The organism is Pseudomonas sp. NPDC087336 (assembly GCF_044744285.1).
Lineage (GTDB): Bacteria > Pseudomonadota > Gammaproteobacteria > Pseudomonadales > Pseudomonadaceae > Aquipseudomonas.
Window position 1 is genome coordinate 94,129 of record NZ_JBIUYA010000005.1, and the last position, 22,015, is coordinate 116,143.

General features: G+C 61.5%; 19 protein-coding genes and 1 pseudogene. 9 read left to right on the forward strand and 11 right to left on the reverse strand.

Annotated elements, in window-relative coordinates; all coding sequences use genetic code 11:
* Window positions 1-109: 109 nt before the first annotated feature.
* Genes ACIO0C_RS06790 through purU form a run of 6 tightly spaced genes read right to left on the reverse strand, consistent with a single transcriptional unit; the run spans window position 110 to window position 6,860 of the window.
* Window positions 110-667, reverse strand: coding sequence for a sarcosine oxidase (locus ACIO0C_RS06790; protein WP_401309443.1), 558 nt, complete (start codon window positions 665-667; stop codon window positions 110-112).
* A gap of 3 nt (window positions 668-670) precedes the next feature.
* Window positions 671-3,568, reverse strand: a complete 2,898-nt coding sequence (locus ACIO0C_RS06795; RefSeq protein ID WP_401309444.1) for a 2Fe-2S iron-sulfur cluster-binding protein — start codon at window positions 3,566-3,568, stop codon at window positions 671-673.
* Entirely contained in the window at window positions 3,565-3,864 is a 300-nt protein-coding gene (locus ACIO0C_RS06800; RefSeq protein WP_401309447.1) for a sarcosine oxidase subunit delta, read from the reverse strand. Before ACIO0C_RS06800 ends, ACIO0C_RS06795 begins: the two co-directional genes overlap by 4 nt.
* Before the next feature lie 13 nt (window positions 3,865-3,877).
* On the reverse strand, window positions 3,878-5,119 hold the full coding sequence (locus ACIO0C_RS06805; protein ID WP_401309450.1) for an FAD-dependent oxidoreductase: 1,242 nt from the start codon (window positions 5,117-5,119) through the stop codon (window positions 3,878-3,880).
* The gene (folD, locus tag ACIO0C_RS06810) at window positions 5,101-5,997 is read right to left on the reverse strand and encodes a bifunctional methylenetetrahydrofolate dehydrogenase/methenyltetrahydrofolate cyclohydrolase FolD (protein ID WP_401309452.1); all 897 of its coding nucleotides are present in this window, start codon (window positions 5,995-5,997) and stop codon (window positions 5,101-5,103) included. Before folD ends, ACIO0C_RS06805 begins: the two co-directional genes overlap by 19 nt.
* The gene (purU, locus tag ACIO0C_RS06815) at window positions 5,994-6,860 is read right to left on the reverse strand and encodes a formyltetrahydrofolate deformylase (protein WP_401309455.1); all 867 of its coding nucleotides are present in this window, start codon (window positions 6,858-6,860) and stop codon (window positions 5,994-5,996) included. Before purU ends, folD begins: the two co-directional genes overlap by 4 nt.
* A gap of 405 nt (window positions 6,861-7,265) precedes the next feature.
* Between purU and ACIO0C_RS06820 the strand changes: the two genes are divergently transcribed.
* From ACIO0C_RS06820 to ACIO0C_RS06830, 3 genes are read left to right on the forward strand one after another with little or no spacing between them, the layout of a single operon-like run.
* Window positions 7,266-8,555, forward strand: coding sequence for an NAD(P)/FAD-dependent oxidoreductase (locus tag ACIO0C_RS06820; RefSeq protein WP_401309457.1), 1,290 nt, complete (start codon window positions 7,266-7,268; stop codon window positions 8,553-8,555).
* A 25-nt stretch (window positions 8,556-8,580) separates the two neighbouring features.
* Window positions 8,581-9,135 carry a helix-turn-helix domain-containing protein gene (locus tag ACIO0C_RS06825; RefSeq protein WP_008062942.1) on the forward strand — a complete coding sequence of 185 codons (555 nt, stop codon included), beginning with the start codon at window positions 8,581-8,583 and terminating at the stop codon, window positions 9,133-9,135.
* A gap of 23 nt (window positions 9,136-9,158) precedes the next feature.
* The gene (locus tag ACIO0C_RS06830) at window positions 9,159-10,505 is read left to right on the forward strand and encodes a glutamine synthetase family protein (RefSeq protein WP_401309460.1); all 1,347 of its coding nucleotides are present in this window, start codon (window positions 9,159-9,161) and stop codon (window positions 10,503-10,505) included.
* A 389-nt stretch (window positions 10,506-10,894) separates the two neighbouring features.
* On the opposite strand, the pseudogene ACIO0C_RS06835 reads toward ACIO0C_RS06830, so the two are convergent.
* The 3 genes and pseudogenes from ACIO0C_RS06835 to ACIO0C_RS06845 all read right to left on the reverse strand — a co-directional run.
* Window positions 10,895-11,137: pseudogene (locus tag ACIO0C_RS06835) on the reverse strand (hypothetical protein); the annotation flags it as partial.
* A 138-nt stretch (window positions 11,138-11,275) separates the two neighbouring features.
* A complete protein-coding gene (locus ACIO0C_RS06840) occupies window positions 11,276-11,908 on the reverse strand; it encodes a response regulator (protein WP_401309463.1) in 633 nt (210 codons plus the stop codon).
* Window positions 11,909-11,915: 7 nt separating this feature from the next.
* The gene (locus tag ACIO0C_RS06845) at window positions 11,916-13,286 is read right to left on the reverse strand and encodes a cache domain-containing protein (protein WP_401309466.1); all 1,371 of its coding nucleotides are present in this window, start codon (window positions 13,284-13,286) and stop codon (window positions 11,916-11,918) included.
* A 310-nt stretch (window positions 13,287-13,596) separates the two neighbouring features.
* On the opposite strand from ACIO0C_RS06845, the gene ACIO0C_RS06850 reads away from it, so the two are divergent.
* The 4 genes from ACIO0C_RS06850 (at window position 13,597) to ACIO0C_RS06865 (ending at window position 18,209) form a co-directional block, all read left to right on the forward strand.
* On the forward strand, window positions 13,597-15,666 hold the full coding sequence (locus tag ACIO0C_RS06850; protein WP_008062959.1) for a carbon starvation CstA family protein: 2,070 nt from the start codon (window positions 13,597-13,599) through the stop codon (window positions 15,664-15,666).
* Window positions 15,656-15,853: a YbdD/YjiX family protein gene (locus ACIO0C_RS06855; RefSeq protein WP_008051268.1), complete on the forward strand. Its 198-nt coding sequence runs from the start codon at window positions 15,656-15,658 to the stop codon at window positions 15,851-15,853. Before ACIO0C_RS06850 ends, ACIO0C_RS06855 begins: the two co-directional genes overlap by 11 nt.
* Before the next feature lie 624 nt (window positions 15,854-16,477).
* Window positions 16,478-17,521, forward strand: a complete 1,044-nt coding sequence (locus ACIO0C_RS06860; RefSeq protein ID WP_401309470.1) for a GGDEF domain-containing protein — start codon at window positions 16,478-16,480, stop codon at window positions 17,519-17,521.
* 184 nt (window positions 17,522-17,705) lie between these two features.
* The gene (locus ACIO0C_RS06865) at window positions 17,706-18,209 is read left to right on the forward strand and encodes a hypothetical protein (protein WP_401309473.1); all 504 of its coding nucleotides are present in this window, start codon (window positions 17,706-17,708) and stop codon (window positions 18,207-18,209) included.
* 146 nt (window positions 18,210-18,355) lie between these two features.
* On the opposite strand, the gene ACIO0C_RS06870 is transcribed toward ACIO0C_RS06865, so the two are convergent.
* A complete protein-coding gene (locus ACIO0C_RS06870; protein WP_401309475.1) occupies window positions 18,356-19,921 on the reverse strand; it encodes an aldehyde dehydrogenase (NADP(+)) in 1,566 nt (521 codons plus the stop codon).
* Between the two features lie 8 nt (window positions 19,922-19,929).
* The gene (locus ACIO0C_RS06875) at window positions 19,930-20,553 is read right to left on the reverse strand and encodes an isochorismatase family cysteine hydrolase (RefSeq protein WP_401309478.1); all 624 of its coding nucleotides are present in this window, start codon (window positions 20,551-20,553) and stop codon (window positions 19,930-19,932) included.
* A gap of 99 nt (window positions 20,554-20,652) precedes the next feature.
* Here ACIO0C_RS06875 and ACIO0C_RS06880 point away from each other — a divergent pair, with 99 nt between their 5' ends.
* Both ACIO0C_RS06880 and ACIO0C_RS06885 read left to right on the forward strand, forming a co-directional pair.
* The gene (locus ACIO0C_RS06880) at window positions 20,653-21,171 is read left to right on the forward strand and encodes a winged helix-turn-helix transcriptional regulator (RefSeq protein WP_401309481.1); all 519 of its coding nucleotides are present in this window, start codon (window positions 20,653-20,655) and stop codon (window positions 21,169-21,171) included.
* A gap of 118 nt (window positions 21,172-21,289) precedes the next feature.
* A complete protein-coding gene (locus ACIO0C_RS06885; RefSeq protein WP_401309483.1) occupies window positions 21,290-21,628 on the forward strand; it encodes a hypothetical protein in 339 nt (112 codons plus the stop codon).
* Window positions 21,629-22,015 lie beyond the last annotated feature (387 nt).

Here is a 22,015-nt window from a genome sequence, read left to right on the forward strand (position 1 = left end):
GCTGCGGTGTACCTGCTGCACCGCGTTACCGTTCTTCGTTTTGTAGGAGCCAGGCGCTGCGGTGTGTCTGCTGCTGCGCGTTATCGTTCTTCGCCCGCAAGCCTGGCTCCTACAAGGCATCCATCAGCGCCTCGTGAAAGTAAGCCTTCGATGCCCGGTCGCAGAGGATGAACAACCTCGGCTGCTGCACGGTTGTCGCGTTGATCACGATCACGTTGATGCGCGCCGCCGAGGTTTGCGCCACGGCGCCGGGGCCGAACACCTGGGGGTTCAAATCGACGCCGCAGAGTTTGGCCATGACCTCGGGAAAGTGCTGGCCACTGAGCTGGAACCAGGCATGGCTGTCCTGGCGCGGCAGCAGGTAATTGGCTTGCTGGTCCAACGCCCAGCAGTCCTCTTCATCGGCAATGCGTTGGCCCTGGTCCTGCGCACTGCCCAGCAGCAGGTATTCGGTCTGGGACAGGCGCACGGTATAGCTGCCGTCCACCTGGGCGACGGCGCGGTTGGGCGCGTCCGGCAGCACGAAGTCCCGACTCTGCAAATAGCGCGCGCTGTCGGCGCCGCGAAACCCGACCCGGGGCAGATCGGTCAGGTCGGTCAGCGCACAGGTGGGCAGGAGGGCGAGGGCCGGTTGCCCGGCGCTGTGTTGTTGTCTCAGGCTGGTCATGGCTCAAAGCTCCTGGCGCAGGTTGGAGGGGTCGAAAAAGGGTAAGGGCACCACATCGGCGTGCACCACGCGGCCACCTTCGACGCGGATCGCAATCCGTTGCCCGGGTGTGCTCTGGTCGATGCCCGCGTAGGCCAGGCCAATGATCTTGCCCAGGCTCGCCGAGTACTCGCAGGACGTGACGTTGCCGCTGATGTCCGGACCATTGAGCACCAGATGACCTTCCAGCGGTTGCGCGCTGTCCTTGGGCAAGGTGAAACCCACCAGTTTGCGTGTTTGCGGCTGGGCTTCGAGGATGTCCACCGAGCGCCGTCCGACGAAGAACGGTTTGTTGCGACTGACGGCCCAGCCCATGTCGATTTCCGCAGGATGGGTCATGCCGTCGGTGTCCTGGCTGATGATCACATGGCCTTTTTCCAGGCGCAGCAAACGCTGGGTCTCCACGCCGAACGGGCGGATGTCATGGGCCTTGCCGGCCTCCATCAGCGCGTCCCACAGCTTGAGGCCATGGCGCGCCGGCACATGGATTTCATAACCCAGTTCGCCGACAAAACCGACTCGCAGCAATCGGGCCTTGATCCCGGCCACGGTGCCTTGGCGCACGCCGAGGTAGGGGAACGCTGCAGCGCTCAGGTCGAGGTCGCCGCAGACCTTCTCCAGCACTTTGCGCGAATCGGGCCCGGCGACATTGACCGCGCAGATCGCCGCCGTGACGTTGGCGACGTCCACGTCCAGGCGCCATTGCGCGTTCCACTTGAGCATCTGCTGGTAGATGCGATCCACGCCGCTGGTGGTGGCGGTGACGTAGAAGTGGTTGTCGGCGAAACGCGCGCAGACGCCGTCGTCGATCACCACCCCGTGCTCATTGGTCATCAGCGCATAACGGGAGCGACCGATCGGCTGCTTGAGGAAGGCGAAGGTGTACATCCGGTTGAGCAGTTCGGCGGCGTCCGGGCCGCGCACATCCAGGCCGCCCAAGGTCGAGACGTCGATGATCCCGACCCTGTTGCGCACATGCAGGGCTTCGGCTTGCATGCACGCCTCGCGGTCCCTGGCATCGCCGTAGTAGGCCGGACGCTGCCAGATGCCCGCCGGCATCATCTTCGCACCGGCTTGCAGGTGCCGGGCATGCATGGGTGTTTGTCGATACGGATCGAACGCTCTACCTGCGACGTGGGCCAGTTTTTCCGCGACAAAGGGCGGGCGCGCGGTGGTCACGCCGGTTTCGCTGATATTGCGTTGAGTCGCCCAGGCCACCAGGCGCGCGGTCGGCAGCGCCGAGTGACGCCCTTGCGAAGGGCCCATGCCCACCGTGGAATAACGCTTGACCAGCTGCACGTCGCGATAGCCGATGCGCGTGGCGTTAACGATGTCCGCCACTTGCAGGTCCTCGTCGAAATCGACGAAATCCTTGCCCTTGGGGTGGGGGAAGATCGGCCAGTTGAAATTGACCCGCACCTCGCTGCCCAGCGGCGCCCGGTGCACACCGACCTCCAGCCCTAGCGCAGAGGCGGCATCGGCACCGGCATTGACGCCATCGGCGATCACGTTGTCGAGGCGGTGACGGCCATTGACGGAGCCTGCGACCGTGAGGTTCTGCGGCAGCCCGCTGAGGGTGAATTCGGCGCGCTGATCATCGTAGGCCAGCTTGCCACCGGCCTGGCACAGCAGTTGATAGACCGGCATGTAGCCGGCGGACATGCACAGCAAGTCGCAGTCCAGGCGTTGCCCGCTCTCGGCGACCTGGCCCTGGGCAGTGATCTTGCGCACGTCGACACCGTTGACATGACGCAGGCCTTTTTCGTGCAGGGCTTCATACACGGTGCTGTTGCGCAGGCAGGGGATCTTGCGCTGCGCCAGCGCGCCCAGCAGGGCCTCATCGCCCGGGCCATGGCGCAGGTCCACCACCGCGGCGACTTCCACGCCCTGATCAAACAAGTCCAGGGCGGCGAGGTAACCGTCATCGTTGCCCGTCAGCACCACCGCGCGCTTGCCCGGCTTGACCGCGTACAGCTTCATCAGGCGCTGTGCGGCGCTGGTCAGCATCACGCCGGGCAAGTCGTTGTTGCGAAACACCACCGGCTGGTCGAACGCACCGCTGCACACCAGGCACTGTCGCGCGCGTACCTTGTACATGCGTTTTCCCTGGATCACCGGGAGGTAATTGTCGGTGAACCAGGCGTTACAGGTCGCCTCGGTGAGGATGCGAATATTGGCGTGCTGCTGCACTGCCGCAAGCAGTTCGCCGCGCAAGGCGTCGGCGCGTTTGCCCGGTATATCGAAGCGGGCATAGGTCAGTGAACCACCGAGGACCGGCTGTTGTTCGATGAGCAACACCTTGGCCCCGGCATTGGCCGCGGTCAGTGCCGCGTGCAGCCCGGCGGGACCGGCGCCGATCACGGCCAGGTCGGTGAACAGGTAGGCCTTGTCGTAATACTCGGGCTTGAACGTCAGGTCGAGTACGCCCAGGCCGGCCTTCTTGCGAATGATCGGCTCCCAGACTTTCCACATGCCCTTGGGCTTGTAGAACGAACGGTAGTAGAAGCCCACTGGCATGAACTTGGAAAATTTGCCCAGATAAGCGTCGCGGTCGTTGTCCAGCGAGCCGTTGACGTTCTGCGCCGTCACCTGCAAACCGGCCGCCAGCGCGTGTGCATCGGCCAGTACGTTGGGCTCTTGGGGCAATTGCACCAGGCTGTTGGCATCTTGCCCGGCCATGGTCAACGGGCCACGCGGGCGGTGGTATTTGAACGAGCGGGAAATCAGGAAACGTCCGTTGGCGAGCAGGGCGCTGGCGATGCTGTCGCCTTGCAGGCCCTGGTAGGGTTGGCCATCGAAACTGAAATCGAGCGGCTGGTCACGGTCGATCAGCAGGCCCATCGGGGCGGGTAGGCGATTCATCCGGCGATCTCCTGTGCGGCGTTGAAGTTGACGCGGGCAGTGAAAAGTTCTTTGGGGTCGAAGGTGCGCAGGATCTCGTCGGTCACGGTGTGACGTTCGGCGAGAAACCAGTAGCTCGATGGCGTGTGCATCCACCATTCGCGCACCACGCCGGCGAGGTTGTCGGTATTGAATACGTAGTCGGCCCACTCGGCATCGCTGCAGCGCAGCGCGTCGGGCATCGGCTTGAACTCGCCGCCGTAGGTGAATTCGCTGATGTTGCGTGGCCCGTTGAGCGGGCAAATGATGATTTTCATGGTCCGCTCTGCCTCAGTGACTGGCCGCCGTAGCGCCCATTTCGTTGACTTGCCGGAAGGTCGAGAAGCGTTCCAGGCCGAAGGGCTTGATCAGCTCCGGTACCTTGCCGCCGCTGGCCACCAGTTCGGCCATGGTCTTGCCGCAGATAGGCGTCGCCTTGAAGCCCCAGGTGCCCCAGCCGGCGTCCAGGTAGTAATTTTTCACCGGCGACAGGCCCATGATCGGGCTGTAGTCCGGGGTCATGTCGGTGATCCCAGCCCACTGGCGCATCAGCTTGGCGTTGGCCAGGAACGGGAACATCTCGATGGCGTGGGCCAGCAGGCTTTCCTTGAGGTCCAGGGTCGATCGGGTGTTGAACAGCGGGTACGGATCGGAGCCGCCGCCAAACACCACTTCACCGCGGCTGGTCTGTTGCACGTAGCAATGCAACGCCGAGGAGCTCACCAGTGGATCGAGGAAGGGTTTGAACGGCTGGGTGACCATGGCTTGCAGCGGGAAGGTCTGGATCGGCGAGCGGATCCCGGCCTTGGCCATCAGCAGCGAACTGTGCCCGGCAATCGCTTGCACCGCGCAGCCGCACTTGATGGTGCCGCGATTGGTTTTTACGGCGGTGATTGCGCCGTTCTCGATGATCAGGTCCTGCACTTCGGTGAGCTGGTGGATCTCCACGCCACGCTTGGCCGCCTGCTTGGCGTAGCCCCAGGCCACCGCGTCGTGGCGCGCGGTGGCACCGTCGATGTGCCAGAGGCCGGCGATAACCGGCAGGTGGCCGGGGTCGAGGTTGAGGCTGGGCACCAGTTCACGGATCTGCTGGCGGTCGATCATTTCCGTGCGACCGCCGAAGTGCTTGTTGACCTCGGCCCGCTGGCGGAACGAACGCACGGTGGCATCGGTGTGGGCCAGGGTCAGTTGGCCGCGCTCGGAGTACATGATGTTGAAGTCGAATTCGTTGGACAGGCCCTGGAACATCCGCACCGATTCGGCATAAAAACGCACGCCTTCGCTGGTCAGGTAGTTGGAGCGGATCACCGCGGTGTTGCGCGCGGTATTGCCGCCACCCAGATAGGACTTTTCCAGCACCGCGATGTTGGTGATGCCGTGATATTTGGCGAGGTAATAAGCGGTGGCCAGGCCATGGCCACCGGCACCGATGATCACCACGTCATAGCTGGATTTGAGTTCACGCGGTTGCGGCAGATCCACTTCGACCGGGTACTCGGAACTCAGCCCGTACTTCAGGAGATTGAATGGCATACGGCCTCCGATGGGCTGTGCTGTTGCATAAGGGCTGCGGTCACGGTGTTTTTCATCAGGAAGGCAATGGTCATCGGCCCGACACCACCAGGTACCGGGGTGATCGCCGCGACCTGGGGCAGGGCACTGTCGAAGTCGACATCGCCGACCAGGCGGCTGCGACCGGCGTCGTCGATGCGATTGATGCCGACGTCGATCACCACCGCACCGGGCTTGAGCCAACTGGCGTCAATCAGGCGCGGACGTCCCACGGCGGCAATCACGATGTCTGCCTGGCGGCAGAGGGCCTGGGGGTCGGGGCTGCGCGAATGCAACACCGTCACCGAGCAGTCGGCCTTGAGCAGCAGCGCCACCATGGGTTTGCCGACGATGTTCGAGCGGCCGATCACCACGGCGTGCTTGCCGCGCAGATCGCCGCAGGTTTGCTCCAGCAGGTACAGGCAACCGCTGGGTGTGCAGGGCGCGAGCACCGGGCGGCCCTGGCTGAGGCCGCCGACGTTTTCACTGTGGAAACCGTCGACGTCCTTGCCCGGATCGATGGCTTGCAGCGCCCGCAGTTCATCGACATGAGCGGGCAACGGCAGTTGCAGGAGAATGCCGTGGATCGAGTGATCGGCATTCAGCCCGGCGATCAGGTCGAGCAGCTGTTCGGTGCTGGTGTCTGCAGTCAGCCGATGTTCCAGGGAGCGGATGCCGACCTCTTCTGCGCGCAGGATCTTGTTGCGCACGTAGACCTGGCTGGCCGGGTCGCTGCCGACCAGGATCACCGCCAGGGCCGGCTGGATGTCTTGTGCGCGCAGGCGCTCGACGTCCTTGCGGACCTCGATCAACACCCGGGCGGCGGCGGCTTTGCCGTCAATCAGTCGGGGGGCGTTCACCGGAAGATCACCGTTCTGTCCTGGTTGAGGAAAACCCGGTGCTCCAGGTGGTACTTGACCGCCTTGGACAGGGCTACGGTTTCGGTGTCACGGCCGGTGGCCACGAGATCATCCGGCAGGTAGACGTGATCGACCCGCTGCACCTCCTGCTCAATGATCGGACCTTCATCGAGGTCGCTGGTGACGTAATGAGCGGTGGCGCCGATCAGCTTCACGCCGCGCTGGTACGCCTGGTGATATGGCTTGGCGCCCTTGAAACCGGGCAGGAACGAATGGTGAATGTTGATCGCCCGACCGGAGAGTTGCTTGCACAGGTCGTCGGAGAGGATCTGCATGTAGCGCGCCAGCACCACCAGTTCGGTGCCGGTGTCGTCGACCACCTTCATCAGCTCGGCTTCCTGGCGGGCCTTGGTGTCCTTGGTGACCGGCAAATAGATGAAGCGAATGCCCTCGCGCTCGGCCATGGGCCGAAGGTCCAGGTGGTTGGAGACGATGGCGGTGATGGTCATGTCCATCTCGCCCTTGTGGTAGCGGTAGAGCAGATCGGTGAGGCAGTGGTCGAACTTGCTCACCATCAGTAGCACGCGCATCGGTTCGCGGGTGTCGTGCAATTCCCAGTGCATGTCGAAAGCCTGGGCGACGTCACTGAAACCGTCCTTGATCTGCTGGATATCCCCCACGTGGCCATCGTTGAAGCGGAACACCGCACGCATGAAAAAGCGGCCGCTGAAATCGTCGTCGAATTGCGCCATCTCCCCGATGTAGCAACCGTTGTCCGCGAGGTAGGTGGTGACGGCAGCGACAATGCCGGACACCGCGGGACAGGTGATCTTGATGATGAAAGGGTTCTTTTCGTGTTGCATGACACGTCCTCGGGATGATGGCGGCAGCTCATCGCATAGCGAAAAAATGTCAGCGGACAACGAGGCTCATTCCTTGAGCGCATTTTCTTGTTGGGAATAAAATATTCCTGTTGGTGGCTTTATAGGGGAATGACGGCAGTGCGTCCAGAGGTTTTGTGAAAGTTTTTTAACTGGTGGGAATTTTATTGGACGATCGATGCGCTGTACGAATGCCTGTCGACGCTGGACCTTGTAGGAGGCAGGCTTGCCGGCGAAGGGGTCCTTGAGCGTTGCGGTGGTCTTTCGGACGCCTTCGCCGGCAAGCCGGGCTCCTACGAGGGTGGCTTCGCCTCGCCTCTTGCGCGCATGAAATTAAACCTGTATTTTTTCATGAAATTAAAACTATAAAATTTCATGGAGCCGGTAATGTTTCAGCAATCCACCCAGCATGTCGCCAGCTACTACGCCTACACGTGCGCCGATCGCCTGGACAATCGGGCGGCGTTGGAGGGCGAACAGGACACTGATGTGCTGATCATCGGCGCCGGCTTCAGTGGTTTGCACACGGCGCTGCGACTGGCCCTGGCCGGCAAGCGCGTGACCCTGCTGGAGGCCAGCCGGGTGGCCTGGGCCGCGTCGGGACGTAATGGTGGCCAGGCCATTCTCGGTTGGTCCTGTGACATGCCGCCGCTGGAAGCCGCGCTGGGTCATGAGCGCGCGCGGCGGTTGTGGGACGGCATGCGCTGGGCGGCAAAAGAGTTGCGCGAATTGCCCGTGCGCCACGGTTTCGATTGCGACTACCGGCCCGGCCACCTCTGGACTTCGGTGATGCCGCGGCGGGTCGGCCTGTTGACCGAATGGCAGCACGAGGCCAGCCACAAATGGGGACATGACGGTTTGCGCTTCATCGAGCGCGCCCAGTTGCCCGAGTGGGTGGCCAGCGAGCGTTATCAGGCCGGTTTGTACGACCCCGAAGGCGGGCATTTGAACCCGCTGAAACTGGCCCTGGGGCTGGCCGCCGCGATTGAGCAGGCCGGTGGTGTGATTCATGAACAAAGCAAAGCGTTGAATTATCGCGAGGAGGACAATGGCTACTTGGTGACGACTGAACGCGGGCGTATCCGCGCCGAGGTCCTGGTACTGGCCTGCAATGCCTACCTTGACCGGCTCGACCCGCAGCTTTCGAGTTGCGTGTTGCCTGTCGGCACTTATCAGGTGGCAACGGCGCCGATGTCCGAGGCGCAGGCGACCGCGCTGCTACCCAGCAACGTCTGCGTCACGGACAACCAGTTCGTGCTCGATTACTTCCGCCGCACGCCGGACAACCGGCTGCTATTCGGCGGCGGCTGCACCTATCTGGGTGGCATGCCCAAAGACATCGCCGGCGCCACCCGACCGTGCCTGGAAAGGGTGTTTCCACAATTGAAGGGCATTGAGTTGGAGTACGCCTGGGGCGGTCACATCGACCTGACGCTCAAACGTACGCCCGACATCGGTCGGCGCCGCGACCTGTACTGGTTGCAGGGCTATTCCGGCCACGGCGTGCTACCGACCCTGGCCGGGGCACGGGCGGTGTCCGATGCCATTCTCGGCCAGCCGGATGAGCTGGCGTTGTATCAGGGGTTGAGCAACGGCAGCTTTCCCGGCGGCAAATACATGGCAGCGCCGCTGGAAGCCATCGGCAAAGCCTGGTACCGGCTGCGCGACAGCATTTGAATCGGCCATTTCTGGAAGCTTTTAGATGGACATGCAAGAAGAGATTTCGGCGCTGGCGATCCTGATCCAGGATCTGCGCAAGCACAAGAAGTACACCTTGAAGGATCTGGCCGACAAGATCGGCCGCTCCGTGGGTTTTCTTTCCCAGGTCGAGCGCGGTTTGTCCCGCCCCACGGTGGCGGACTTGACCGCCATCAGCGAGACCCTCGGTGTGCCGACCACCTATTTCTACAGTCTGCCCAAACCCATGGCGCTGCCCTGGGTGACCCGGCCGGATGAGCGTCGCACGTTGTATTACGCCGATGGCATCACCGACATCCTGGTCTCGCCAAAGATGCGCGCGTCCTTTTCCATGCTCGAAAGCCAGCTGGAGCCCGGCGCCAGCAGCGGCGACCGGCACATGAAGGACAGCTCGGAGCAGGGCGGCTATGTGCTGGAAGGGGAACTGACCCTGTGGCTGGATCAGGACGAGCCGGTGACCCTGCGCGCCGGCGACAGCTTTCAATTGGCCAGTCATGCCCATTGCCGCTACGGCAACCTCTCGGACCAACTTACCCGCGTACTTTGGGTTTACACCTGATAAAAACAACAAGGAACAAAATGATGGATGCTGTGTGCTCTGATCTGTTGGCCGAAGTGCGTGGGTTTCGTCAGCGCTACCCCGATGTGCGCCATGTCGACCTGATTTCCCTGGACATACCGGGGCATTTCTACGGCAAGCGCTACCCGATCGAAATGCTCGAAAAAGTGGCCGCTGGCAGCGCCCTCAAGTTGCCGCAAAACTGCGTGTTGCTCGGCACCCAGGGCGGGCTGTTCAAGATCGGCGACTACTGCTTCAACGATGGCGATCCGGACGCGCTACGTCGGCTGGTACCGGGCACGCTCAAGTTGGTGAGCTGGGAGAAGCAGGCGCTGGGGCAAATGCTGATCACCTCCGATGGCACGGAAAAACCGATCGTCTTCGAGCCCCGTGAAGTCCTCGCGCAGGTGTTGGCGCGACTTGGCCGCAAAGGCATTTTCCCGGTGGTGGCGTTCGAGCTGGAGTTCTATCTGTTCGATAGCCGATTGCGCGATGGATTACCGCAGTTTGCCCGCGACCCGCTGACCGGGGATGCGGACGACCAGCCGAACATGCACATCGAACGACTCTCGCGATTTGCCCCGGTACTCGACGAAATGGTCGAGACCGCGCGTGCCCAAGGCATCGATGCCACGGTGATCACCGCCGAACTGGGCCCTGGTCAGTTCGAGATCAATTTCGGTCATCTGGACGACGGCCTGCGCGCCGCCGACTGGGCAGCCCTGTTCTGCCGCAGCACGCGAGGCGTGGCACTCAAGCACGACTACCGCGCCAGTTTCATGGCCAAACCTTACTTGCAGCACCCCGGCAGTGGCATGCATGTGCACGTCAGCTTTTACGACGAGGCGGGCAACAACCTGCTGGCGGCGAACGGGCAACGAGCGTTGCGACATGCGGTGGCCGGTTGCCTGGATGTGTTGCCGCACTGCATGCCGATCTTCGCGCCGAACCACAACGCGATGCGTCGCCTGAGCGCTACGGTGAACGTCGCCTCGCGCGCCAGTTGGGGTTTCGAGGATCGAGACGCGTGCCTGCGGGTGCCGGAGTCGGACGCCAGGAACCTGCGGGTCGAACATCGCCTCGCTGGCGCCGATGCCAACCCGTACCTGGTGCTCGCCGCGATCCTGGTGGGGATGGAGCAGGGCCTTGAACAGGGGCATGAACCAATCGCCCCGCTCAACGAAGATCGCAACAGTGGCATCGACTTTCCACTGGAAATGCTCGAGGCCGTGAAAGCCATGCAAGGCAATCAAAAACTGCGTGAAGGCCTGGGTGCGGAATTCGTCGATGTGTACTGCGAGAACAAGCGCCAGGACCACTTGGCTTTCCTGAACGACATCAGTGCGCGGGAGTACCGCTGGTTCCTGTAGTTAAGATGGTTTCGAGGTTAACCGTAAAAAATGTCTGGATATATAACAGGTTAGAGATTTTAGTAACTGAACGGTTAATCAAAATATCTTGTTACAGGGCGAAACATTGCGTAATATCCGCCCCGCGTTCACCACCACGGTTTATGCATTTTTAAGTCCCGGGCGTCCATCAGCTGCCCGGGATTTTTTTTGCGTGCGGTTTTTTCAGTGTCGACCTGCCATCAGGACCTTCGTCCCCAGCACGTAGAGTGATTGCCTTCCTGAAATCCCTCGAAGTCTCGATTGCAAAACTCTGAGTCCAGGTTTAACGCTTGACTAATTATCACAGGCACAAAAAGCCCGGCTGATCAGGCCGGGCTTTTCGTTAGTACGGTGAAGCGATGGATTCAGGCGATGCTGTTGCCTTGCAGGCGGTCGGAGCCATCGGCGGCGACGGTGTTGCCTTGCAGGCGGTCGGAGCCATCGGCAGCGACGCGATTTTCGATCAGGCGGTCAGAACCACCCTCAGCCACGCGGCTTTCAATCAGTCGATCCGAGCCGCCTTCAGCGACAACAGGCGCAGCAGAAGTAGCGGCAAAAGCGTTAACTGCAAAAACCGAGAAAGCGATGCTGAGGAGGGTTTGGCGTTTCATGATCGTGTGCTCCGGGGTGTTGTGGGTTGGTATGGAGCCAATGTTACGCCGCAGAGTTTTTAAGAGAACTTCATTGAGTTAATGGTGACTATTGACGCAGTCAATGGAGGATTCGGTGATCCCACAGGGTTCGAGGCGTTAGCGCGATATGAGCCCGTGATCAATCGCGTACTTGACCAGCGCCGCTGGCTTGTCGATGTTGAGCTTGCGCCGAATGCTCAAGCGATGGGTTTCCACGGTGCGCACGCTGATGTCCAGTTCCCGGGCCATTTCCTTGTTGTTGAGGCCCTGGGCCATTTTCGCCAGCACCTGGCTTTCCCGTGGTGTGAGTTCGTTGTCGGTGTTCCTGTCGGCGATCAGCCGTTGGGCGATGTCGGCGCTGTAGAAGGTTCCGCCGCTGGTGATGGCTTCGATGGCGGCGATGATTTCCCGGGACGGCGCGTTCTTCAGCACGTAGCCGCTGGCACCAGAGCGCACCGATTCACTGACGTATTCGTAATTGTCGTACATGCTCAGAACCAGCACCTTGAGCGACGGGTACTGGCTGCGCAGCACGCGGGTCAGCTCCAGGCCGTTCATGTCCGGCAGGCTGATGTCGACCAGCAGCAGGTCGGGCTGGCAGCGTCCGACCATCTCGATGGCCTCGGCGCCGTTTTCTGCTTCGCCGACCATTTCCAGGGGCGACATCACGGCCAGTAGCGCCTTGATGCCGTCGCGGACCAGGGAGTGATCGTCGACCAGGGCGACGCGGATCGGGGAGGGCAGGTTCATGCACGGTTCACTCTTGTAGTTTTGCGCCAGGTTTCATCGGCAGCCGTACGTCCAGCTCGCTTCTGCCCGGCATCGAGATCAAATCAAAGCGCCCGCCAAAATGCTCGACGCGTTCGCGGATGTTACGCAAACCAATGCCGGCCTGGCGACGTTCGACTTGGGCAACATTGAAACCGATGCCGTCATCGACCAACGTCAGCCGCACGGACTGTTCACAACCGCGCAGGCTGATGGACACGTTTTTCGCCTGGGCGTGACGTTCGATATTGGTCAGGCCTTCCTGGACGATGCGGAACAGCGCAACAGCGGCGCCGTCGACCAGTTGGCAGTCGAATTCATTTTCGTTATAGGTCACGGTCAAGCCGCTGCGCTGCTGGAATTCCGCGGCCAATTGGCCAATGGCGGCTGGCAGGCCGAGGGTATCGAGCAAGGATGAGCGCAGATCGTGGGAGAGACTGCGCACTTCGCCGATGGCATCGCCCAGGCGCTCGGTGGCGTCCTTAAGCGTGTTCAAGCCTTTGTCGTGGTTTTGTCCGCTTTCCAGCAAGTGGCTGGCCAGTTCGAACTGGAACTTGATCGAGACCAGCACCTGGCTGATACCGTCGTGCAGCTCGCGGGACACCCGCGAGCGCTCTTCCTCCTGCAGGCTGACGATACGCTGGGTCAGGCGCTGGAGCTTTTTGTCCGCCAGGCGATGCTCGCTGACATTGAGGGTCATGCCGGTGGCGAAGACAAACAGCACCGCCACCAGCGCCACCACGGCGATCGCCATCATGGTCTTGCGGATGCCTTGGGCCACTTCGGCACGGGCTTGCTGGGTGGCGCGCTCGACATCCTCAAGGTAGATGCCGGTACCGAGCATCCAGCCCCAGCGATCGAGCATCACCACGTAGGCCAGTTTGTCAGTCACCTGGCCGGAGGAAGGTTTGTTCCAGGCGTAGCGTTGAAAACCTTCGCCCGACTGCGCGCTTTTGAGCAGTGCCTGGATCACCGGCAGGCCGTGCGGATCTTTCATGTCCCACAGGTATTTTCCCACCAGTTCCGACTGGCGCGCGTGCATCAGGCTGCGGCCTTCATGGTCGTAGACGAAGAAATAGCCGTTGATGCCAAAGCTGAGTTTGCGCAGCTCCTCCAGCACCTGTTGCTGGGCGCGTGCGTCACCCTGGCCGTTGTCGTACAGCGGCTCGATCAGGCTCTTCGCCATTTCGACGTAGTTTTTCAGTTCCGCGCGCTTGCTCATCAGGATGCTGTCTTCGATCAGCTGTGCCTGTTGATCGCCCAGTTGGCGATTGAGGGAAATCACCAGTGCGCAAATGACCGCAATGGCCAACACCAGCGGCAAAATGCCGAGGGCGACGATCTTGTGTTTGAGCTGCATGTTCACTCCTGGCCCGCGCGAGGGGTGGGGATCATATGCCAAAGAGAGGCATTGTAGGAGCGAGCTTGCTCCGGGCGGCGATCCGACGATGGTATTTCAGGCGCTGAGTGGCGTCGGCTGTACCTTTTTCGCGAGCAAGCTCGCTCCTACAGGGGTGGGGGTCATCTACGTAGAACTACGTAGAGATCGCGTACGTAGTAACGCGGATTTATTTGTGGACGACATGCGCGGATATTGGGCCAGCTCCGCACAGCGGACACAATTATAAAAATTACCGCCGCAGTCACGAGCTGTCGGCAGGAGACCCTCTATGCCCCGTCTGGCTAAACACCTCGCCTGGTTTGCCGTGGCTGTCCTGGGAGCGATCGCGCTTAGTGTCGTGGCCCTGCGCCGCGGCGAAGCGATCAACGCCCTGTGGATCGTCGTCGCAGCCGTCGCCATCTACCTCGTTGCGTACCGCTACTACAGCCTGTTCATCGCCAACAAAGTGATGCAACTGGACCCCAATCGCGCCACTCCCGCCGTGCTCAACAACGATGGCCTGGACTTCGTGCCGACCAACAAGCACGTACTCTTCGGTCACCACTTCGCGGCCATCGCCGGCGCGGGGCCGCTGGTCGGTCCGGTACTGGCGGCGCAGATGGGCTACCTGCCCGGTACGCTGTGGCTGATCGCCGGGGTGGTGCTGGCCGGTGCCGTCCAGGACTTCATGGTCCTGTTCATGTCCACCCGCCGCAACGGCCGCTCGCTGGGCGACATGGTTCGCGAAGAAATGGGCCGCATTCCCGGCACCATCGCGTTGTTCGGTTGCTTCCTGATCATGATCATCATCCTCGCGGTGCTGGCGCTGATCGTGGTCAAGGCCCTGGCCGAAAGCCCTTGGGGCATGTTCACGGTCATGGCGACCATCCCGATCGCGATGTTCATGGGCATCTACATGCGCTACATCCGTCCGGGTCGCATCGGTGAAATCTCGATCATTGGTGTGTTCCTGCTGCTGGGCTCGATCTGGCTGGGCGGGCAGATTGCTGCTGACCCGGTGTGGGCCAAGGCCTTTACCTTTACCGGCATCCAGATCACCTGGATGCTGATCGGTTACGGTTTCGTGGCTGCCGTTCTGCCGGTTTGGCTGATCCTGGCACCGCGTGACTACCTCTCCACCTTCCTGAAAATCGGCACCATCGTAGCCTTGGCCATCGGCATCCTGGTGACCATGCCCGAGCTGAGAATGCCAGCCCTGACCCAGTTCGTCGACGGTACGGGCCCGGTGTGGAAGGGCGGTATGTTCCCGTTCCTGTTCATCACCATTGCCTGTGGCGCGGTATCGGGTTTCCACTCGCTGATCGCATCCGGCACCACGCCGAAATTGCTGGCCAGCGAAGGTCATGCCCGTTACATCGGTTACGGCGGCATGCTGATGGAGTCGTTCGTGGCGATCATGGCCATGGTCGCGGCCTCGGTGATCGATCCGGGCGTGTACTTCGCCATGAACAGCCCTGCGGCGATTGTGGGCTCCGATGCTGTTTCGGTGGCTCAGACGGTCAGCAGTTGGGGCTTTGCGATTACTCCGGAAGCGCTGCAAGCCGTAGCGAAGGACATCGGTGAAACCACCATCCTGGCCCGTGCCGGCGGTGCGCCGACCCTGGCGGTGGGTATCGCGCAGATCCTGCACCATGTCCTGCCAGGTGAAAACACCATGGCGTTCTGGTACCACTTCGCGATCCTGTTCGAAGCGTTGTTCATCCTGACTGCGGTCGACGCCGGTACCCGTGCCGGGCGTTTCATGCTGCAGGACCTGCTCGGCTCCTTCGTGCCAGCGCTCAAGCGCACCGAATCCTGGACCGCCAACCTGATTGCCACCGCCGGTTGCGTGGCCATGTGGGGTTACCTGCTGTACCAGGGTGTGATCGATCCGCTGGGTGGCATCAACACCTTGTGGCCGCTGTTCGGCATCTCCAATCAGATGCTGGCGGGTATCGCGCTGATGCTCGGCACCGTGGTGCTGATCAAAATGAAGCGTCAACAGTATGTGTGGGTGACTCTGCTGCCAGCGGTATGGCTGCTGATCTGCACCACCACCGCCGGTTTCATCAAGCTGTTCGACGCCAACCCGGCGATCGGCTTCCTGGCCCTGGCGAAAAAATACAGCGATGCCCTGGCCAACGGTCAGGTGCTGGCGCCGGCCAAGAGCATTGACCAGATGCAGCACGTGATTTTCAACGCCTACACCAACGCCACGCTGACCGCGCTGTTCCTGTTCGTGGTGTTCAGCATCCTGTTCTTTGCGCTCAAGGTCGGTATCGCCGCCTGGGGCACCAAGGAACGCACGGACAAGGAAGCACCTTTCCAAGCGCTGCCGATGCCTGATCATGTTCAATGACCTCAGTCGCCTGGGTAAATACCTCGGTCAGGCCGCGCGCCTGATGGTGGGGATGCCCGATTACGACAACTACGTCGAGCACATGCAAAGCAAGCACCCGGACAAACCGGTGATGGACTACGAGGCGTTCTTCCGCGAACGCCAGGAGGCCCGTTACGGCAGCAAGGCCGGACCGAAGTGTTGTTGAATGACTAAAGAAACCCGGCCGAACAGGCCGGGTTTTTTGTTTGGTATTTCGCGTGTTGGATTGGGTTTACCTCTTTTTCGGCGTACATATCCATTCCTGCGGTAACGGCCACCCAGGGTTTCGCTCCTACAGCGAGTCACTTGGAAAGCCCCAAGTAACCAAGGGCTCTTGCCCCTGGCGTTCGGTGCAACAGCAGAAGCGAGGCGGCCTTATAGCCGACCTCATTCCAGGTGTGTCCGCGATGTGATCGTTCCCACGCTCTGCGTGGGAATGCCGCCAGGGACGCTCCGCGTTCCGCTGTCGACGCATGACGTGAGCCCTGCGCAACGGTGACGCGCAGCGTCACAGGATGCATTCCCACGCAGAGCGTGGGAACGATCATGTGTTCACTTGAAATCAGGTCGGCTTTAAGGCCGCCTCGCTTTGGCTTTGGATCTGGGCGACCCACGGAGCAATGCCACAGCGAGGCACCAAGTGGTGGGGCTGCGCGCTTCATCGGCGCGTGCCGCTTCGATGGCGGCTCAAAACCGGCTTTGAAGGTAAAGCGGGATAGCCGTTTGTCAGGCGTATCGGTATGCTCAGCGCACAGTCCGAATGCCAATGATAAAAAACCACAGTGACGCCATGAGCTCATCAGAAACGCGTGCGAATATCCTAGCGCTGTATCCGGAAGACTCCCGCGAGGCAGCGGCGCTGCTCAAGCAGGCCGTGCCCCTGATGGTTCGCCATAACATCCCGCCCAATCCCGTGCACTACGCACTCTGGTACACCTACAGCAAGGGCCAGGACCCGGAGCTCAATCGCCACCTGGACCGGGTGGTCAGAGACTTCGACGGTTGCCCGCCAGAGGCTGCAACCCGGCTGTTTCGCCAGTACATCATTCGTGACGAGCTCGAGGAGGCCCGCGGCGAACAGCATCAGGTCATCAGCCTGGTCGATGGCATGGAACGGGATGTCTCGCGCAGTGTGGAAGGCAGTGTCCATTTTCAGAACCGCTTGGGGCAGTGCCTGGAAATGCTCGACGAACCGGCCAGTGATCGCCTGCCGGGCATCTTGAGCGAGCTGCAGCAGAGCACCCGGTTGATGCAGAGCCAGCAGGAACACTTCCTCGCGCAGCTGCACTCGGCGCAGGACGAAATCAAGACCCTGCGCGACAAACTGCAACGCGCGCAACTGGCCGCGACCCTTGATGGCTTGACCGAGCTGCTCAACCGCACGGCGTTCACCCGCCTGCTGGAGCAGGCGCTGGGCAAGCCTTCCCGCGGGGTAGCCTTGGTGATCCTGGATATCGACCACTTCAAGCAATTCAATGACCAGTACGGTCACCCACTGGGCGACCGGGTCCTGCAGCATGTCGCCCAGGTGCTGCGCGGCGCGTTGCCAGCCACTGCTTTTGCCGCGCGTTACGGCGGCGAAGAATTCTGTGTGGTCCTGCCCGATTGCGCCGACCTGGGCGTTGCCTGTGCCTTCGCCGAGCACCTGCGCCTGAAGGTCCAGTCCCTGCGCATCAAGGCGCGTGGCACCGACACCGTGCTGGACACCGTGACCGCATCCTTCGGTGTGGCCCTCGCACAGCCCGGTGAGCACCTGGAAAGCCTGCTGACACGCGCCGATGACGGGCTGTACCAGGCCAAGCGCAGCGGGCGTAATCAGGTGTGTGCCTTGTAAATAGGGGCGGCGACCACCTTATCCGACCTGAGACTGATCACCTCAGACTCGTTGCACGGCCTCAGGCCAAAATTACAGTGTCCTAGCCCATTTCCTACAATTTTGTGGGATCTCGCCGACTTGTGATAGTTGCCTTCCGTCTGTAATTTGCTAACTCGGCACAGGCGATGCCAAAGGGGTTTTGATGCTCGACATTTTGCGTGGCACACCACTGTGGGTTTACGCAGTTTTTTCAATCGTGACGTATTACGGCGTCATGGCCTGCTTCAAGAATCATGAAACGAAAAAATCGTTACTGCTGACACCGGCGATATTCGTCGCCATCTCCCTAGCCTCGCTGAAAATCTCCCAAGGATTTGTGGTTCCCCTTTCGGTTTATGCGCTGGGGTTGCTGGTTGGGTGGTTGCTGGCTTTGCGTTTTTACTCGTTCCACAACGTGAAGCATGAGGGTGAGAGGCTAGTGCTGGATGGCACGATCAGAGTGTTGCTTGTGTATTGGTGCTTCTTCGCCTGGCGTTACTACAGCGTTTACCAGGAGACGGTGCATCCGGAACTGGCCAACGAAGTTTCGTCAGTCGCCTGGTCGTCACTGGGGTCTGGGCTTATCAATGGTTTGATAGTTGGACGGAGTTTCAGGTTATTGCGTTTTTTCAAGTCCGATAATGTGCCAGCGGTATCTTCTAAATGACGGCTTATCTGGAGGCTTGCCCCTGGGTGTTGGCCGAGTTGCCCGAAGAGGGAGTGTCAGGTTAATTGATCTTGACTGACACTTCCTCTTTGCCGGATCGCCGCGCCGCCGCTCCCAAATAAGATTATTGCCAGGCGCGAAACCGCTTATCGACCGTCGACGCTTCGCGGCACACCAAACGGATTGCTGTCGCGCAGTGCCTCGGGCAGCAGCGCATCGGGGAAGCCCTGGTAGCATACCGGCCGCAGGAAGCGCTCGATGGAGGTCATGCCCACCGAGGTGAAACGGCTGTCTGACGAGGCCGGAAACGGTCCGCCGTGCACGCTGGCGAAAGACACCTCCTGCGGATGGGCGAAGGCGTTGACGACAATCCGCCCGGTGCGTCGCTCCAGGATCGGCAGCAAACGACGGGCCAGTCCGAGGTCCTCTTCTTCAAGGTGCATGGCGGCGCTGAGCTGACCGCGAAGCGCACGGGCGACCGCGAGCATTTGCGCCTCATCCTCGACCTTCACCAGAAGGGCTGCCGGGCCGAAGACTTCCTGGGCCAGGACTGTTTCGTCGAGAAAGCGCTGGCCGTCTACCTCAAGCAAAGCGGCCTGGCCGTCAAGCGCTGCCGTGGCGGCCAGGCCTTCGGCAGCGGGCCTGGCACCGGCGCCGTGCAGCTTGTCCAGACCGCTCAAGTAGGACCCATGAATGCCCGGCGTCAGCATCGGACGTGCCGGTGCCGCGGCCACGCGACTGATCATGGCGGCGCGCAACGGCTCGAAACCGGCCCCGGCGATGGCGATCAGGATCGCCGGTTTGAGACAGGCTTGCCCGACATTGACCAGCATGCGCTCGATAAAACCGTCGCCGATCTGCGCGCCACGCTCAGCCAGTGCCTGGGGCAGGATGAACGTGGGGTTGACGCTGGCCATCTCGGTGAACACCGGGATCGGCTCAGGGCGTTGTTGCGCCCGGCGATAGAGCGCCATGCCACCCTGCTCGGAGCCGGTGAAGGTCACCGCCTTGATCAACGGATGATCGACCAGGGCTTCGCCGATCGCGTTGCCGGCGCCGCGCACCATCGAGAACACGCCTTCAGGCAAGCCGCTGTCCTGCACCGCCTGGCGGATGGCCCGTGCCTGGATTTCCGAGGCCCCTGGGTGAGCGTTGTGGGCCTTGACGATCACCGTCGCGCCCGCCGCCAGGGCCGCGGCGGTGTCGCCTCCGGCCACCGAGTAGCTGATGGGGAAATTGCTTGCGCCAAACACCGCCACCGGGCCGAGAGCGATACTTTGCAGGCGGTGATCCATGCGCGGGCGCGGCTGGCGTCCGGGCTGGGCCGGGTCGATCGCCACCTGGAGGAAGCGTCCCCGGCGTACGACCTCGGCGAATTGCCGGAACTGGCTGGCGGCCCTGGCCGCTTCACCCTGCAGCTGTACTTCGGGCAGGCCCGTTTCCAGCGCGGCCCGTGCAGCGAGCGGCTGGGCGACGGCATCAAGATTGTCGGCGATGCGCTCCAGAAATGCCGCGCGCTCGGCGAGCGAGGTATGGCTGTAGTGGTCAAACGAGGCGTCGGCGAGCTGCGCCGCCATGTCCACTTCGACCGCGCCACCGAAGGCGAAATCCGGCTCGATCAGCTGATGGGTGGCGGGGTTGAGCGCTTTCATCGTTCCGGCGCTGGCGGGGACTTCGTTGGCGCCGAGTAACAGGTTACCAGTCAGTTTCATGGGCGTGCTCACGACTTGAGGGTGGCGATGAGTTGCTCGGTCGTCACGATCGAATGGGCGAAGGTCGGGCCGTTCAGTTCATGGGCGGCGTGCATCATTTCCGGTTTGAAAGCGGCGGTTGCATCGCGCACCAGGGTGACGTGGTAGCCCAGTTCCTGGGCGTAACGGGCGGTGGCCTCGATGCAGGTATTGGCCAGCAGGCCGACGATGATCACGTGGGTGATGCCTTTCTGCTTCAGGCGAAAGTCCAGGTCGGTGTTGGCAAAGCCGCTCGACCCCCAATGCTCCTGGACGACGATATCGCCTGGCTGGGGCGCGAAATCGGGGTGCCATTCACCGCCCCATTCGCCGCGCGCGAAGTGGTGCATGTGCTGGATCTTGCATTGGGTGGGACTGGGGTGATCCCAGTTCTCGTAGTCGCCTTGTTCCCAGCGACGGTGCGGTACGATGAACACCGGCAGGTCGAGGGCGCGGACCGTGCGGTCGAGGGTGCGCAGGTTGTCGAGCAGGCCGACCTGCTGGGCGACCGGCTCGAGCAGCGGGAAGATCTTGCCGCCTTCGGACAGAAAATCGTTGTAGGGATCGACCAGCAGGTAGGCGGTTCGAGCCAGAGGGTAGGTGGTGTTGGACATGACGAATGCTCCAGTGAAATGGGCTGAGCGATGCCATCGGCTTGCCTTGGCAGTGTGTAGATATGATAATCATAGTTACTTGAAAAGAGGCAAGCCCGTATGGCGTTAAAAAAGACTAGCCCTGAAACCTTGTGTCCGATTGCCCGGGCCGAGGACATCGTCGGCGATCGCTGGACCGTGCTGGTGTTGCGCGAATTGTTCATGCGCAATCATCGCTACGATGAAATCCAGGCGCAGACGGGCGGCACCCCACAGATGGTCGCGGCACGCCTGAAAAGCCTGGAGGCTGACGGGATGGTCGAGCGCCGCGCCTACAGCGAGCGGCCGCCACGCTACGAGTACCACCTCACGGCCAAAGGGCAGGCGTTCTATTCCGTGGTCCTGGCCTTGCGTGCCTGGGGTGAAACCTGGTGCAAGTCGCCGCAAGAGGGCCTGGCCGTGCGCTATACCCACCAGCGTTGCGGGCAGCCCGCCGGGCTGGGACCGCTGTGCGATCATTGCGGTGAGCTGTTGCGTCGGGATGAACTGGCCAGCGAGCCGAGCGCGGCCTATGCCCTGGAGCGCCAGGAACGACGCGAGGCCTTCAAGCGCGGGCCGGTCGGCAAATCCGCGCAGTGAAGTCGGCGTCTTTTACTATTCGTTGCACTGATAGTGATCATCATCCATCACAAGTTCTGTTGTGGCCGGCAAACAGGGAACATGGCGTGCATTGAAAACGCTTATCCGGAACCCTGTGATGAAGATGTTGACTCGACTGGCGCTGGTCGCCCCCTTGCTGCTCTCGGGGTGTGCCTCTGCCCCCAATGACCCGACACTGACGCTGCAGACGAAAAAGGCACCGGCGGATTACGCCCACTGTGTCTTGCCGAAACTGCAGGAAGACGCGTTGAGCGCAACGATCTCGCAAACCCAGCGCAGCTATCGAATCGTCGTTTCGAGCAAAGTCGCCGCCGACGATGTGCTCGAGGCGTACAAGGCCTCGAACGGCGGCAAGGTGTTCCTGTACGAACGCACGTTACTGGCCTCGACGTTCGGGCCATCGCGCCTCGAACGTGCGGCCCAGGCGTGCCTTTAAGCAAGCCCCTGCATCTGGCCTCTTCCCCCCCGCATCGGCGCGCTGCAATAGCGCGCCGAAGCTGTCTGGCATTGGGTTTCCCCCGGGTTTTTTTCCAACTGATCGAACGTTCAATTGTGTTGCATCGGGCACGTTCGTCTCGATATAGTGGCCAAATAATATCAACTATAAACAAGCCGTCAGCACAGCTGTGGCACGCTGTGCTGGCTGACGTACCGCTCATTCGAGAATGCTCATGCCTAATCGCTCCCTGCACTTCAAGCTGTTCTGGACCGCGTTGATCGGCACCGTCGTCGTCATGGCGCTGCTCCTGGGTTCCATTGCCTATATCGCCTATGGCAACTCCGTCAAGGAAACCTCTGCCCTGGTCGAGACCATCGTCAAGGC

Bases quoted from the DNA above. Each gene is read 5' to 3' on its own strand.
- ACIO0C_RS06790 (WP_401309443.1), bottom strand. From the start codon at position 667: ATGACCAGCCTGAGACAACAACACAGCGCCGGGCAACCGGCCCTCGCC.
- ACIO0C_RS06795 (WP_401309444.1), bottom strand. From the start codon at position 3,568: ATGAATCGCCTACCCGCCCCGATGGGCCTGCTGATCGACCGTGACCAG.
- ACIO0C_RS06800 (WP_401309447.1), bottom strand. From the start codon at position 3,864: ATGAAAATCATCATTTGCCCGCTCAACGGGCCACGCAACATCAGCGAA.
- ACIO0C_RS06805 (WP_401309450.1), bottom strand. From the start codon at position 5,119: ATGCCATTCAATCTCCTGAAGTACGGGCTGAGTTCCGAGTACCCGGTC.
- purU (WP_401309455.1), bottom strand. From the start codon at position 6,860: ATGCAACACGAAAAGAACCCTTTCATCATCAAGATCACCTGTCCCGCG.
- ACIO0C_RS06820 (WP_401309457.1), top strand. From the start codon at position 7,266: ATGTTTCAGCAATCCACCCAGCATGTCGCCAGCTACTACGCCTACACG.
- ACIO0C_RS06825 (WP_008062942.1), top strand. From the start codon at position 8,581: ATGGACATGCAAGAAGAGATTTCGGCGCTGGCGATCCTGATCCAGGAT.
- ACIO0C_RS06830 (WP_401309460.1), top strand. From the start codon at position 9,159: ATGGATGCTGTGTGCTCTGATCTGTTGGCCGAAGTGCGTGGGTTTCGT.
- ACIO0C_RS06840 (WP_401309463.1), bottom strand. From the start codon at position 11,908: ATGAACCTGCCCTCCCCGATCCGCGTCGCCCTGGTCGACGATCACTCC.
- ACIO0C_RS06845 (WP_401309466.1), bottom strand. From the start codon at position 13,286: ATGCAGCTCAAACACAAGATCGTCGCCCTCGGCATTTTGCCGCTGGTG.
- ACIO0C_RS06850 (WP_008062959.1), top strand. From the start codon at position 13,597: ATGCCCCGTCTGGCTAAACACCTCGCCTGGTTTGCCGTGGCTGTCCTG.
- ACIO0C_RS06855 (WP_008051268.1), top strand. From the start codon at position 15,656: ATGTTCAATGACCTCAGTCGCCTGGGTAAATACCTCGGTCAGGCCGCG.
- ACIO0C_RS06860 (WP_401309470.1), top strand. From the start codon at position 16,478: ATGAGCTCATCAGAAACGCGTGCGAATATCCTAGCGCTGTATCCGGAA.
- ACIO0C_RS06865 (WP_401309473.1), top strand. From the start codon at position 17,706: ATGCTCGACATTTTGCGTGGCACACCACTGTGGGTTTACGCAGTTTTT.
- ACIO0C_RS06870 (WP_401309475.1), bottom strand. From the start codon at position 19,921: ATGAAACTGACTGGTAACCTGTTACTCGGCGCCAACGAAGTCCCCGCC.
- ACIO0C_RS06875 (WP_401309478.1), bottom strand. From the start codon at position 20,553: ATGTCCAACACCACCTACCCTCTGGCTCGAACCGCCTACCTGCTGGTC.
- ACIO0C_RS06880 (WP_401309481.1), top strand. From the start codon at position 20,653: ATGGCGTTAAAAAAGACTAGCCCTGAAACCTTGTGTCCGATTGCCCGG.
- ACIO0C_RS06885 (WP_401309483.1), top strand. From the start codon at position 21,290: ATGAAGATGTTGACTCGACTGGCGCTGGTCGCCCCCTTGCTGCTCTCG.